This window comes from Nocardiopsis coralliicola, from assembly GCF_054779695.1.
Window position 1 is genome coordinate 1 of record NZ_BAAGXT010000077.1, and the last position, 13869, is coordinate 13869.

General features: G+C 74.4%; 9 protein-coding genes and 1 pseudogene. 4 read left to right on the top strand and 6 right to left on the bottom strand.

Features of this window, described 5'->3' with window-relative positions:
* Positions 1-253 precede the first annotated feature (253 nt).
* The 6 genes from ACYVGT_RS27415 to acs all read right to left on the bottom strand — a co-directional run bounded on the left by ACYVGT_RS27415 (position 254) and on the right by acs (position 8540).
* Entirely contained in the window at positions 254-736 is a 483-nt protein-coding gene (locus tag ACYVGT_RS27415) for a SixA phosphatase family protein (RefSeq protein ID WP_460863591.1), read from the bottom strand.
* A gap of 325 nt (positions 737-1061) precedes the next feature.
* Positions 1062-3434: a sodium-translocating pyrophosphatase gene (locus tag ACYVGT_RS27420; protein WP_460863609.1), complete on the bottom strand. Its 2373-nt coding sequence runs from the start codon at positions 3432-3434 to the stop codon at positions 1062-1064.
* A 963-nt stretch (positions 3435-4397) separates the two neighbouring features.
* Positions 4398-4973 carry a DUF309 domain-containing protein gene (locus ACYVGT_RS27425; RefSeq protein WP_460863594.1) on the bottom strand — a complete coding sequence of 192 codons (576 nt, stop codon included), beginning with the start codon at positions 4971-4973 and terminating at the stop codon, positions 4398-4400.
* On the bottom strand, positions 4970-5875 hold the full coding sequence (locus tag ACYVGT_RS27430) for an alpha/beta fold hydrolase (RefSeq protein ID WP_460863596.1): 906 nt from the start codon (positions 5873-5875) through the stop codon (positions 4970-4972). The genes ACYVGT_RS27425 and ACYVGT_RS27430 overlap by 4 nt, the downstream gene beginning before the upstream one ends.
* On the bottom strand, positions 5872-6342 hold the full coding sequence (locus tag ACYVGT_RS27435; RefSeq protein ID WP_460863598.1) for a phage holin family protein: 471 nt from the start codon (positions 6340-6342) through the stop codon (positions 5872-5874). Before ACYVGT_RS27435 ends, ACYVGT_RS27430 begins: the two co-directional genes overlap by 4 nt.
* Before the next feature lie 227 nt (positions 6343-6569).
* Positions 6570-8540 carry an acetate--CoA ligase gene (gene acs / locus ACYVGT_RS27440; protein ID WP_460863601.1) on the bottom strand — a complete coding sequence of 657 codons (1971 nt, stop codon included), beginning with the start codon at positions 8538-8540 and terminating at the stop codon, positions 6570-6572.
* 177 nt (positions 8541-8717) lie between these two features.
* On the opposite strand from acs, the gene ACYVGT_RS27445 reads away from it, so the two are divergent.
* The 4 genes and pseudogenes from ACYVGT_RS27445 to ACYVGT_RS27460 all read left to right on the top strand — a co-directional run.
* Complete coding sequence (locus tag ACYVGT_RS27445; RefSeq protein WP_460863603.1) at positions 8718-9527, top strand: Fic family protein; 810 nt, start codon at positions 8718-8720, stop codon at positions 9525-9527.
* Between the two features lie 1325 nt (positions 9528-10852).
* Positions 10853-11965 (top strand): septum site-determining protein Ssd, encoded by a 1113-nt coding sequence (gene ssd, locus ACYVGT_RS27450; RefSeq protein WP_460863606.1) that lies wholly within the window; start codon positions 10853-10855, stop codon positions 11963-11965.
* Positions 11966-12054: 89 nt separating this feature from the next.
* On the top strand, positions 12055-13221 hold the full coding sequence (locus ACYVGT_RS27455; RefSeq protein WP_460863612.1) for a TadA family conjugal transfer-associated ATPase: 1167 nt from the start codon (positions 12055-12057) through the stop codon (positions 13219-13221).
* 373 nt (positions 13222-13594) lie between these two features.
* Positions 13595-13869 (top strand): annotated as a pseudogene (locus tag ACYVGT_RS27460) (hypothetical protein); the annotation flags it as partial.

A 13869-nucleotide genomic window follows, 5' to 3' on the forward strand; every position in this document is an offset into this window, starting at 1 on the left:
GCTGGAAGTGAAGGACGCCGCCGCGCGGTCCCGGCCTCAAGGGCCGGCCGCTTGTGGCGACTCGAACGACTATAGCCACGCTCCCGGTCCGATGCAAACGATCCGGCCGGCGGTTTCCGGGTGGCGCTGGGCACACCCGCACCGGCTCGCCGGGGCGCTTCGGGTCCGCATGCGGCACCCCTGCCGCTGCCGGGCGCCCCGCGCATAGGGCGCCGCCCCTCTTCGGAGAGCGTCGGGGAGTCGGGGCCGCGCGTCAGCGGGTGAGCAGCTCTCCGGTTCCGGTCCCCGGGGCCACGTATAGCCACGGGACTTCCAGCTGCACAGCGGCCGTCGAGGCGGGCGGGAAGGAGACCGGCTCGCCGTCCTCCATGAAGTCGGATGCCAGCTGCGCGATCGCAGGGTTGTGCCCCACCGCGAGCACGGTGCCGGCGTCGTCCGGGAGCACACGGAGAAGGTCGAACCAGGTGTCCGTGTCAGCGCCGTAGGCGGCCTCGTCGTAGTCGACCGCTTCCGGCGCCGACTCCTTCGGCAGCCGGCCGAGGACGAGGGCGAGGGTCTCCCGGGTCCGGGCCGCGGGCGAGCAGATCACCCGGTCGGGAACGATCCCGCGGTCGGCGAGGAGTGCGCCCACGGCGTCCGCCTGCGCCCGGCCGTGCGCGGTGAGCTGCCGCTCGCGGTCGGTCCCGGAGCCGTGCTCGGCCTGCGCGTGCCGGAGGAGGATGAGGTGGCGCGTCACGGCGCGAGCACCGTGGCGATCACGGCCAGGACGGCCATCATCCCCAGCATCGATCCGAGGACCACCACGAGCCCCTTCATTCCCTCCACGCTGACCCCCAGTCTTCCGCCGCCGGCTCCCGCACCGGCCGCCTGCTGCCGCCGCGGGGCTCCGCGGCCGTGTGCCGAGCTTATGCGGGCCGCCCCGCTGGACACGCCGGGGGCGTGCCCACCGGACAGCGTCCGCGTAGTGGGGCGGTTCTCCACCGGACACGCCCGAGGGCCGCCCGGATGGCCGGGCGGCCCTCGGTCTGCCACCGGGCGCTTCGGCCCGCGGCAGCAGGACGTCAGTCCTTGGCGGGTTCGGTCGACCCGTCGGTACCGTTGTCGGCCGCCGCGACCGCGTCTTCGCGGCCGGGGCTGTCGGCGTCTCCGCTCGCCGCGCTGCCGCCGGAGGTTCCGGACGACCCCACTGCGGGGTCCTCCGTACGCGCCGCCGGTACCTCTCCCAGCTCACCGGGCGCCTCGCGCCGCTTCGACCAGAGGACGGCGCCCACGATGAGCAGGATCGCCAGGCCGGCGACCCCGTACTTCAGCGGAGCGTTGTCGGTGTAGAGGACGACGCTCGGCGCGATGATGAGGGCGACGAGGTTCATCACCTTCAGCAGCGGGTTGATCGCCGGCCCCGCGGTGTCCTTGAACGGGTCGCCGACGGTGTCGCCGATGATGGTGGCCTCGTGCGCCTCCGAGCCCTTGCCGCCGTGGTGCCCGTCCTCGACGAGCTTCTTGGCGTTGTCCCAGGCGCCGCCGGAGTTGGCGAGGAAGACCGCCATCAGCGTGCCCGCGGCGATCGCGCCGCCGAGGAAGGCGCCGAGCGGCGCGTAGCCGAGGGCGAAGCCGACGGCGATGGGCGTCGCCACCGCGAGCACGCCGGGCGTGACCAGTTCGCGGAGCGAGTCGCGGGTGCAGATGTCGACGACCCGCGCATACTCCGGCTTCTCCGTCCCGTCCATGATCCCCGGGCGGGTGCGGAACTGGTTGCGGACCTCCAGGACCACGCGGCCCGCCGCACGGCCGACCGCCATGATCGCCACACCGGAGAACATGAACACGACGGCGGCGCCGATGATGACGCCGACGAGGACGTTGGGCTGGTCGATGGAGAGGCTGAACGTGCCGGCGCGGTCGCCGAGCGCCCCCTCCACCGAGGTGCGGAACGCGCCGAAGAGCGCCGTCGCCGCGAGGACCGCGGTGGCGATGGCGATGCCCTTGGTGATCGCCTTGGTGGTGTTGCCGACGGCGTCGAGGCTGGTGAGCGCGTCGGCTCCAGCGCCTTCCACGTCGCCGGACATCTCGGCGATGCCCTGGGCGTTGTCGGAGACCGGACCGAAGGTGTCCATCGCGACGATGACGCCGACGGTGGTGAGCAGGCCGGTTCCGGCGAGCGCGACGGCGAACAGGGACACCGTGATCGAGACCCCGCCGATGACGAACGCCGCGTAGACCGCGCCGGCGATGAGCAGCGCGGAGTAGACCGCCGACTCCAGGCCGACGGAGATGCCGGACAGAATGACGGTGGCCGCACCCGTCTCCGAGCTCTCCCCGATGTCCTTCACCGGCCGCATCGTGGTCTCGGTGAAGTAGCCGGTGAGGACCTGGATGGCGGCCGCGAGGACCAGCCCGACCAGGACCGCGCCGATCGCGATGAAGCGCGGGTTGCCCTCCAGGGCGGCCACCTCCGCGCTCACGCCGCTCAGGTCGGCGAACGAGGTGGGCAGGTAGAGGAAGGCGGTGACGACGACCAGCACCGCGGAGATCGCCGCGGAGATGAAGAACCCGCGGTTGATGGCCGCCATGGCGTTCTTGTCGCGCGTGCGGGGCGACACGACGAAGATGCCGATCATCGCGGTGAGCACGCCGATCATCGGGACCAGCAGCGGGAAGACGAGGCCCTCCACGCCGAAGGCGACGCGGCCGAGGATGAGCGAGGCCACGATGACGACGGCGTAGGACTCGAAGAGGTCGGCGGCCATGCCGGCGCAGTCGCCGACGTTGTCGCCCACGTTGTCGGCGATGGTGGCCGCGTTGCGCGGGTCGTCCTCGGGGATGCCCTGCTCGACCTTGCCGACGAGGTCGGCGCCGACGTCGGCGGCCTTGGTGAAGATGCCGCCGCCGACCCGCATGAACATGGCGAGCAGTGCGGCGCCGAAGCCGAAGCCTTCGAGCACGATGGGGGCGTCGCCGCGGTAGACGAGGACCACGACGGCGGCGCCGAGCAGGCCGAGGCCGACGGTGAACATGCCGGCCACGCCGCCGGTGCGGAACGCGATCCGCATCGCCCGGTGCTCGCCGGCCTGACCGCCCTCGCGGGCCGCTGCCGCCACCCGGACGTTGCCGCGTACCGCAAGCCACATGCCGATGAACCCGGTCAGCGCGGAGAACCCGGCGCCGATCGCGAAGAACACCGACCGCCCGACGCGGACCGCCATGTCGTCTGCTGGAAGCAGCAGCAGAAGAAGGGGGATGACCACGACGAAGACGATGAGAGTGCGGAACTGGCGTTGGAGATAGGCCGCCGCGCCCTCCTGTACTGCGAGCGCGATGTTCTGCATTCGCTCGGTCCCCTGGCCGGCCGAGAGGACTTCACGCACCAGTGCCCCTGCCACGGCGAGCGCGAGGAGCGCCACCGCCAGGACCACGACTACGAGCGTGAAGTTCATGCCGTCCAGGGCGAGCGCCGCGCCGTCGTCAACGGCGAGGCTGCTGAGCCCAGACAATCCGTCCTCCTAGAGACGGTGGCCCCGGCGCGCAGGCGTCGACCGGGCGCCACCACCACATACAGTCGTATTACTTTGTAGTTCCGTATTCCTGTTGTTCCGGTCGTCGCCGTTCCTGGCTTCCGGGGATACGCACACCGAGGGCGCACCGCTTCCCCGTACTGCACTCGGGGCCGTGCGCGTGCACAGGAGTCCATCCCGTCACTCGGGTGACCGGCCGCATTCGACCCCCTTGCCCGGTTGATCCGCCGCTGTTCGCCGTGTTCCGGCGCTACTGCGTTCCGTTGTCGCACGTCACCGCGTTCCGCGGGGGTGGTGTGATTCCGCGGAGTAACGGCGTGAACGACGTTCCGGGATTCTACGCACCGCACCGTGGAAAAGTGAGGGCCGGTCGGGGACTTGTTACGTCTCCGCTGGATATGTGATCACCCGGTGATCTCCGCGGGCGCACTTCCTGCGGTTTTCGTGATCCATCACGGACACGGGGCTCTTTATGCGACAGAGCGGCAGATTGCGCATGGGGCGCCACACAACTGCAGAGAAATCAATAAATGTGCACGAAATTCTTTTAATGAATTTCCGGCCCTTTGTAGATCTCTCTTCACACCAGAACCGTGCGAAACACAGACCACAGGGACACCGTGGGTCACAGATCTGTCGGCGTACCACCGGGTCGCAGTAGGCGCCGGAACCCGAGGGCGCCGGCTTCGACCGCCACCGGCGCGCGGGGCCGCCGCTGCCTCCGGGGACACCGGTTCTGCCGGTCTCGCCGGCCGCGCGCTCGCACGGAACACCGCTCGCGAGCGCGATGGATGCAGCGCACGGCGCGCACCGGGCGGCCGGCGGTCTTTGCGGTCGGCCGCACCCCGCCCGCCCCGGCTGCGGGGCGGGGGCGCGATGCGGGGGTCAGGCCCGGCGGAGGCGGAGGACTGCGGGGTCAATCGGCGGGCCGCCGGAGGCACCACTCTGCGCATTCCGGTCGGCAGCCCCACCATGCTCAGCGGAACCGGAATCCGGACCGGCTGCGCGGCCGCCGGGCGCCTCCTCGGCCGCATCCAGGCGGGCGGCCGTGGCGCGGGCGACGGCGGCGGCGCCGAGTGCGTCGACCCCTTCGGGCGCTGCAGCGCCGAACGGCTCCACGGAGTCCGCGCCGCGCCGCAGCAGGCGGGCCGCGCCGGTGCGGTTTCCGCGCTGGGCATGGGTGAAGCCGACGGCGATCTGCGCCAGACCCCGCCAGAGCTCCCGTTCGGGCCCTTCCACACCCTTCCACACCGCCTCGAGCACTTCGTGGGCGTGGAAGGCGTAGCCGCCGTCGAGGAGGCGCTGCGCTTCGTCCAGCCCGTCCTGCGGGCCGTAGACCGCCTCGTCCGGAACGCGGGCGACACCGGGCGTGCCGTAGGGGAGCGGACGGCCGAGGCGGTCCCGGGGGCGCTGGTTCTGCGCGCGGCCGGCGGGGTTGCGATCGCGTCCGGTGGTCGTCACGGAGCTGCCTCCAGCCAGTCGATGAGGGCGCTGTTCACAGCGGCGGGCCGCTCTTGGTGCGGAAAGTGCCCGGCACCCGCGACGGTACGCCACGTGTAGGGCGCGTCGACGTAGCGGGCCGACCCTTCGGCCGACGAGGGCAGCATGAAGGGGTCGCGGTCGCCGTGCAGCTGCAGGGTCGGCGCAGTGACGGGCCGCCGCATGCGCCTGCGGAAGCGGTAGCCGTCCGGCCGCAGCTGGGAGCGCATCAGCCAGCGATGGTACTCCAGGGAGCAGTGCGCGGTACCGGGGATGAGGAAGGCCTCGCGTACGGCGCGCTCGGTGCCGGCGTCCGGCCAGGGCGAGCCTGACCAGGCGTGCAGCAGCCGGCCGACGCGGTCGGCGCGGTCGGCGGCGAGAAGCCGCTCGGGGGCCATCGGCGCCTGGAACGCCAGGAGTGGCCGCAGCGCCCAGGCCTGCTGCGGCGAGGAGGCCGCCGCGCTGCGCAGCCGCAGCGGATGCGGCATGGAGAGCACGGCGAGGCGGCGCACGGCCCACGGGAAGTAGCCGGCCATCGTCCAGGCGAGCAGGCCGCCGGTGCCGTGGCCCACCACGGCGGCCTCGGCGGCGCCGAGGGCGCGCACTAGGCCGGCGGCGTCGGAGGCGGCGGTGATGAGGTCGTAGCCGCGCGGAGGCTTGTCGCTGGCGCCGATCCCGCGCAGGTCGACGGCTGCGGCCCGGTAGCCGGCGCCGGCGAGCGCACCGATCTGGTGCCGCCAGGTCCACCAGAACTGCGGGAAGCCGTGCAGCAGCAGAACGAGGGGGCCTTCGCCCTCCTCAGCCACGTGGTAGCGGGTTCCTCCGGCGCTGACTGTGCGGTGCTTCCAGGGCCCGTCGAGCAGGGCCGCGGAATCGTCGGTCACTCCCGGGGGCGCTCCGCCGCCGGGGCGCCCCGGTCGCTGAGCAGCGAGACGGTGCCGGCCATGGTGGTGCTGAACCGCTCCAGGCCGCGCATGCGGCGCAGGATCAGCGCGCCGACGGCGACCAGGATGAGCGCGAGCAGCAGGTAGAAACCGGTGACGATGAGGAAGGAGAGCCACGCCGACAGGCCCGCGACCTCGTACAGGAAGAAGCCCGCGGTGATCGAGAAGAGCACGAGGACGAGGTGCAGGAAGACGGCGGCGACGATGAAGAGGCCGGAGCCCTTGCCGACCTGCTTGGCGTCGTGCGCCAGCTCGAGCTTGGCCATCTCCAGCTCGAGGCGGACCAGCCGCGACAGACCGCCGCCGGCCTCGGAGACGAGTTCGCCGACCGACAGCTCCGCCGCGTCGCCGGCGTCGTCGGCCCCTCCCTCGAGCGGGCCCGACGGGCCCGACGGGTTTCCTGCCATCGCGGGCGCTCCTCTCGTTCCGTCGGCCATCTCCGGCATCCTCGCACACCCGCCGACACACCGGGCGCACGCGGCACGCCCCGATGCGCACGCGTAACCCCTCCGGGCGGACGAGCCGGCCCCGGGGCCGCCCGCACGTCCCGGGGTGCGGGGACGTGCGGGCCGGGAGGCGGGCCCGCGCCGCTGGCGCGGGCCCTGCCGTTCCTGCTTCCGGTGCTGTCCGGCTCCTACTCGTCGCCCTTGGCGTCGGGCAGCTTGGCCGAGATGACGTCCATGACCGAGGAGTCGGTCAGCGTGGAGACGTCGCCCAGCTCCCGGTTCTCGGCCACGTCGCGCAGCAGGCGCCGCATGATCTTGCCGGAGCGGGTCTTGGGCAGCTCCGGCACGACCATGATCTGGCGCGGCTTGGCGATCGGCCCGAGGGACGCGGCGACGTGGTCGCGCAGGTCCTTCACGAGCGCCTCGCCGCCCTCGCCCGCCTCGCCGCGCAGGATGACGAAAGCGACGATGGCCTGGCCGGACACGGTGTCCTTGGCGCCGACGACGGCCGCCTCGGCGACCGAGCTGTGCGACACCAGGGCCGACTCCACCTCGGTGGTGGAGATGTTGTGGCCGGAGACGAGCATGACGTCGTCGACGCGGCCGAGCAGCCACAGGTCGCCGTCCTCGTCCTTCTTCGCGCCGTCGCCGGGGAAGTAGAGGCCGTCGAACCGGGACCAGTAGGTGTCCTTGTAGCGCTCCGGGTCGCCCCAGATGCCGCGCAGCATGGACGGCCAGGGCTCGCGGACCACGATGAAGCCGCCCTCGCTGTTGCCGACCGGCCGGCCGTTCTCGTCGACCACGTCGGCGTCGATGCCGGGGATGGGGCGCATGGCGGCGCCCGGTTTGCCCGCGGCGACGCCCGGCAGCGGGGTGACCATGATGGCGCCGGTCTCCGTCTGCCACCAGGTGTCGACGACCGGGGTGCGGTTGCCGCCGATGTGCTCCCGGTACCAGACGTAGGCCTCGGGGTTGATGGGCTCGCCGACCGAGCCGAGCAGCCGCAGCGACGACATGTCGTAGCGGGCCGGGATCTCGGGCCCCCACTTCATGAAGGTGCGGATGGCCGTCGGCGCCATGTAGGCGGTCGTGATCCGGTACTTCTCCACGATCTCCCAGAAGCGGCCCTGGTGGGGCGTGTCCGGGGTGCCCTCGTACATCACCGAGGTGGCGCCGTTGGAGAGCGGGCCGTAGACGATGTAGGAGTGCCCGGTGACCCAGCCGATGTCGGCGGCCGTCCAGAAGACGTCGGTCTCCGGCTTGAGGTCGAACACGGCCCAGTGCGTGTAGGACACCTGGGTGAGGTAGCCGCCCGTGGTGTGCAGGATGCCCTTGGGCTTGGCCGTGGTGCCGCTGGTGTACATGATGTACAGCGGGTGCTCGGCGTCGTGCGCCTCGGCGGTGTGCTCGGTGCTCTGGCGCTCGACGATGTCGTGCCACCAGACGTCGCGGCCCTCGGTGAAGTCGACGTCCTGGCCGGTGCGGCGGACCACGAGGACGTGCTCCACGGCCGGGCGGGAGGCGACGGCCTGGTCGACGGCGGGCTTGAGCGAGCTGGCCTTGCCGCGCCGGTAGCCGCCGTCGGCGGTGATGACGACCTTGGCCTCGCTGTCATCGAGCCGGGCGCCGAGCGCGTCGACCGAGAACCCGCCGAAGACCACCATGTGCACGGCGCCGATCCGGGCGCAGGCCAGCATGGCGACGACCGTCTCGGGGATCATGGGCATGTAGATGGCGACCCGGTCGCCCTTTTCCACGCCGAGCTCGACCAGCGCGTTGGCCGCCTGGCTGACCATGTCCTTCAGCTCGGCGTAGGTGATGGTGCGGGTGTCGCCCGGCTCGCCCTCCCAGTAGTAGGCGACCCGGTCCCCGCGGCCGGCCTCGACGTGCCGGTCGACGCAGTTCACCGCGGCATTGATGGTTCCGCCGGTGAACCACTTCGCGAACGGCGGCTGCCAGTCGAGGACGGTGTCCCAGGGGCGGTCCCACTGGAGCCGGCCGGCCTGCTCCGCCCAGAAGGCTTGCCGGTCGGCGGCCGCGCGCTCGTAGGCGTCGGCCTTCACGTTCGCCGCGGCGGCGAAGTCTTCGGGCGGGGGGAACCGCCGAGTCTCGTGAAGAAGGTTGGACAGGGCCTCGTTCCCCTGCTGCGTTTCAGCCACAGCTGCACGGCTCCTCGGCGTCTCGTCGGCGGATGCTGTCGTATGTACTGAATCACGTGGCGCAGCCCACTCCATCAACAGGGTGCCGCGCTCGACAAGTGCCGGGCGCCCCGAATCAGGTGCGAAAACACCGCGCCGAGAGTTACTCGCGGGTAGCACTCACGTAGAGTTGACCGCGTGAACGCGGTTACCACCGATCCCCTGCAGCGGATCGCCGAACTCCCCGGTGTCCAGGACGGCGTCGACAGCACCCGGACCGTCGTGGACCGGCTCCTCGGCCACCGGATCCTGCGCCGGCGCAGCGCCGACGTGTCCCTGGAATCGGCGCTGCGCGGTGCGCACGCGTCGGCAGTCCTGGAGGGCGCCGCCGCGTCCCTGGACGAGGTGCGCGCGGGCGAGTCCGACGATCCGTGGATCGCGGGCGCGCTGCGGGTCTCCGGCGAGTTGGGCACGCTGGTGGAGACTTGGCCGAAGGCGCCCCGCCAGGTGCTGGCGCGGCTGCACACGCTGGCCGCGGCGGATACGCCGGGCCCGGCGGGCAGTGACGCGCTGGGCCGCCCGCGCGGGGACGGCGAGGCGGCACTCGATCCGCTCGGCCTCGGCGCCCCGCCGCGGCCCGGTGCCGTCGAGGCGCGGCTGGAGGCGCTGGCCGGCCTGCTGAGCGCGCCGGCGCGGGTCCCGGCCCTGGTCGTCGGCGCCATCGTGCACGGCGAACTGCTGGCGCTGCGGCCGTTCGGCCGGGCTGACGGCGTCGTCGCACGCGCCGCCGAGCGGCTCACCCTGATCCACCGCGGCCTCGACCCGAAGTCGCTGGTGCCGCCGGAGCTGGGACACCTCCAGGACCCTGCCGCCTATGCAGAGGCGCTGCGCGGCTATACCTCGGGCACTCCGGACGGGGTGGCCGCCTGGGTCCTGCACTGCTGCGAATCCGCCGCCGCCGGCGCGCGCGACTCCCTTGCCACCTGCGAGGCCCTGAAGCGCGGCTGAACCGGCGGGACGGCACCGCGCACGTGCGCGAGCAGGCCGGAAGGCGCAGGAGAGGCGGCAGCGCCGCCGCCCCAGCGGGGCGGCGGCGCCGGCACGTCGGTCCGGGCTATCAAGCGTGCGGCGTTGGTTCCGACCGGGGGCGCCCCCGGCCAAACGGGCCTTAAGCGGCGTGCGACGCGTGGGTTCCCGGGCGCCGTGCACCGGCGGGCGTACCCGCCTCCTGCTCTCGTTGTACCCCTGACCAGGCCTGCTGACCACCCCCGCGGAGATATTCCCGGATCCGCCGTCTCGCGCCGACCGCCCGTGGTAGCGTCACGTATCGCATTCGTCACCTCGGAGAGCGCGCCCTCGCGCCCCGGGCGAGCGCCCGCCTCCCGCAGGCCGCAGCGCTCCACCTCTCAGACCTGCCCGGAACGGAGCCGGCTCCACCCCCCCGGAGCCGGACCGAAGACGGCCCCCGCCATCCCCCCGGCGGGGGCCGTCCCCGTTTCCCCTGGTTCTCCTGCCGGGCCGCCGCGGCCCGGTGGAGTCGCCGGCAGATCCCCGCGTGCACCGTGCTGCACGCTGGGCGCCCGGCCTCTGCCGGAGCGGTCCGCCCCTTAGCTCCGCCGCGCGCGGCACTCGGTGCCCGCACCGGGACGGGTGCCCGGTTCGGCGGCAGGGCCGCCACCGGCGCGGCCACGGCCGACGGAAGGGTCGGGCGCCGGCGGGGAACGCTCCGTGCTGAGGCCCCTCGACCGCGGCCCTCAGGCCGAATGCCGGACGGGGCTGCGGAGCTGAGCATCCGCGCGCGGCAGACCCGAGACCGCCGGCCTCCGCGGCACCGCGGTGCCGTATCCGCCCGGCGGGGAGCGTCCCCTACAGGTGCGGAGTGCATCTGCGCGGAGCAGGCGCCACCGCCGCTCCCGTCCGGTGAACCGCGGCCGGACCGCGGCGGCGGGTCGTTCTCCGGCACGGGGAACCCGGCCGCGGCAGGGGCGCAGCCTGCGGGGGCCATCCGCGGGGATGCCCGCTACTGCTCGGAGACGGGGCGGCGCCACTGACCTCGGCGCCGCAGCGGTCCGCTGTCGGCTGTCGACTGCCCGAGTCGGGATCGGACCAGGTCGCGCGGCGCCCCCGGCCGTCGGCGGGGCTCCTACGCCTCCGGCCCGGAACCGGCCGGGGGCCGAACCGCCGGCCGGGCGGAGCGGAGTTCTCCGAGGGCGCCGCAGAAGCTCCGGCGCGCGGGCCGCGTCCGGATACCGCCCTCGCGGGTGGAGCGGTTCTGTCCACAGATCGCGGAATCGGGGTGCCGGACGGAACGGGTGGGCGGCGATGGTCGGGCTATGGGATCAACCGCATCCTCGTCTCCGACCGAACCGGTGCGGCGGCCGCTCGTCGTCACCGCCGACCCCGCCCTTCTCGATGACCTGCTGCGCCTGGCCGCGGCCGCCGCGGTGGAGGTCACCGTTGCCGCCAGCGCCGAGCAGGCCGCGCGCGACTGGACCGGTGCTCCGCTGGCGGTCGTCGGCGCCGACCTGCTGCGCCCGTTTGCCGGCCTGGCCCCTGCGCCGCACCCGAACGCGGTGGCGGTGCTGGGCGCGGCCGGCGCCGCGGCCGACACCTCCAGTGCCTCGGCGGAGGCGGACGCGGTACGCCTCGGGGTCCGCGCACTCCTCCGCCTGCCCCGGGACGAGCCGCGGCTCACCGACCTCTTCGCGGACGGTGCGCACGTCCGCGCCCGGCCCTGCCTCGTCGTGGGCACGGTCGGCGGGTGCGGCGGCGCCGGGGCGAGCCTCCTCGCGCTCGCACTCGCCGTGGAAGGGCTCCGCCGCCGGCTGCGCACCGCCCTGGTCGACGCCGACCCGCTCGGTCCCGGCCTCGACCTGCTCAGCGGGCACGACGAGCTCGGCGGCACCCGGTGGTCCGGGCTGGCGGCGCGGCAGGGCCGGCTGGGCTGGACGGCGCTGCGCGAGGCTCTGCCATCACTGCGCGGCTGCCCCCTCGTCACCTGGGATCCGGGGCCCGCCGACGACCTTCCGGTGCCGGCCATGCGCTCGGTGCTCGGCGCCGCTGTGCTCGGTTCCGACCTGGTGGTGGTCGACCTTCCGCGCCGCGCCGACGCCGCCGCGCGTGAGGCGCTGCGCCGCTGCGGGGCGGTCCTGGTGGTGGTCCCGGCGCGGTTCGCGGCGGTGATGGCGGCCTACCGCACGGTGCCGCGGCTGCGCCCGCACTCCGCCGCGCTGTACGCCGTATCGCGCGGCGCAGGGCCGGAGCTGCCCGATCAGGCCGTCGCCTCCGCCCTCGACCTGCCGCTGCTCGGCGATGTCCCCGTCGACCACCGGCTCCCGCGGGACCTGGAGCGGGGGCTCCTCCCCGGCGGTCGGGCATCGTCCCCGCTGGCGGGCGCGGCCGGCCGGCTGCTCGACCGGATCGCGGACGCGGCGGGTGCGCCGTGAGCACGCCGCCGGGCGCCGTTCCGGATGCCGGCCCCGAGGGCGCGCCGCCGGATCGGCCGGAGCCCGGCAGCGCCCCCGCCGATCCGGCCCTGCTCGACCGCGTCCGCACCCGGCTCGCCGCCGACGGCGTGGAGCCCAGCCCCGGCCGGGTCGCGGCGGCCCTGCGCGCGGAGGGCGGGCTGCTCGGGGACGCCGAGGTCCTCGCGATCGTCCGGTCGCTGCGGGCGGAGCTCTCCGGCACCGGCCCGCTGGAGCCGCTGCTCTCCGACCCTGAGGTCACCGACGTCCTCGTCAACGCCCCGGACGAGGTGTGGGTGGACGGCTCCGGAGGGCTGCGGCGGGCGGCCGGCATCGGTTTTGCCGGCGAGGAGGCGGTGCGAGCGCTCGCGCGGCGCCTGGCGGCGCAGGCGGGCCGCCGGCTCGACGCGTCGGCCCCCTGGTGCGACGCGCGGCTGCCGTCCGGAGCGCGGTTCCACGCCGTGCTGCCGCCGATCGCTCCGGAGGGCGCCTGCCTGTCGCTGCGGATTCCGCCGCGGCGCGGCTTCGGTATCGCCGAACTGGTGGCGCGCCGCACTCTGACCGCGGTGTCGGCCGCCCTGCTCGCGGAGCTGGTCCGGGCGCGGGTGGCGCTGCTGCTGACGGGCGGCACCGGCAGCGGGAAGACCACTCTGCTGTCGGCGCTGCTCTCCGCAGCGGCACCGGACGAGCGCCTCGTCCTGGTGGAGGACTCCGCCGAACTGCGCCCCGACCACCCGCACGTGGTCAGGCTGCAGGCGCGCCCGGCCAACATCGAGGGCGTCGGCGCCGTCTCCCTGGACCAGCTGGTGCGCCAGGCGCTGCGGATGCGCCCCGACCGGTTGGTCGTAGGCGAGGTGCGGGGGCCGGAGGTGGTCGGGCTGCTCCTTGCGCTCAACACCGGCCACGACGGCGGCGCGGGCACGGTGCACGCCAACGCCGCCGCCGAATTGCCGGCCCGGATCGAGGCCCTCGCCTGCGCGGCGGGGCTCAGCCGGGAGGCGGCGCACAGCCAGCTCGCGGCGACGCGCGCGGTCGCGCTGCACATGGTGCGCGGCGCCGACGGCCACCGCCGCCTGGCCGATGTCTCGGTCATCGCCCGCACTCCCGCCGGCCTCACCGAAGCCGTCCCCGCGGTCGCCTTCCCCGCGACAGGTCCCGTCGAGGAGGGGCCTGCTTCCCCGGCCCTCGCCGAACGGATCACGCCCGTCTGGCGCCGCTCCCCCGGAGATCCCCCATGACTGAGCCCCGGCCTCCGGCGCCGCTGCACGCCGGGCCGCGCCCGGGCCGCGCAGTTCGCGTCCGCCGCCGCACCAGGGCGCAGACGGCGCTCGGAACGCAAGCGGACCGGGAGCGCCCGCCGCCCGCGTGCTTCCGGGCACAGGGCCGGCGGGGAGCCGCCCGGCCCCCCGCCGGAGCGACCCGTGGCCGCTGTGCTCCCTGCACCTTCCCGGGGCTCCGTGCCGGCTGCTCCTGCGCGGCGGCCCGCACCCTGCGTCAGCGCCGCTGCATCGCGGGAACGCCCGGTGCCGGGTGCGACCGCGCCGCGGCAACCGCTCGGGGCGGGCGGCAGCTCCGCCGCTCCGGGTACGGCGTTCGCCCGGGGCGGCGGAGGTGACCGGCGCGGTCGCGGCCGTGCTGGTGGCCGGCGGCGTTCTCGGGGCTGTCAGCTGCGGGTTGGTGCCGGGCACCGGCGGGATGCGGTTGAGCCGGGCGCTCGGGCCGAAGGCGGGTTCCACCGGGGCTGCGGCCGTCCGCGCGGCGCCGCTGCGGATCGCCGCAGCCGTCGACCGGATCTCCGGCCGGCGGCCCGCGCGCCGGCGGCGGCCGGCCGTGCTGGTCTGCCGCGCCTTCGCCACCGAGCTCGCGGCGGGGCGGCCACCCGGCCC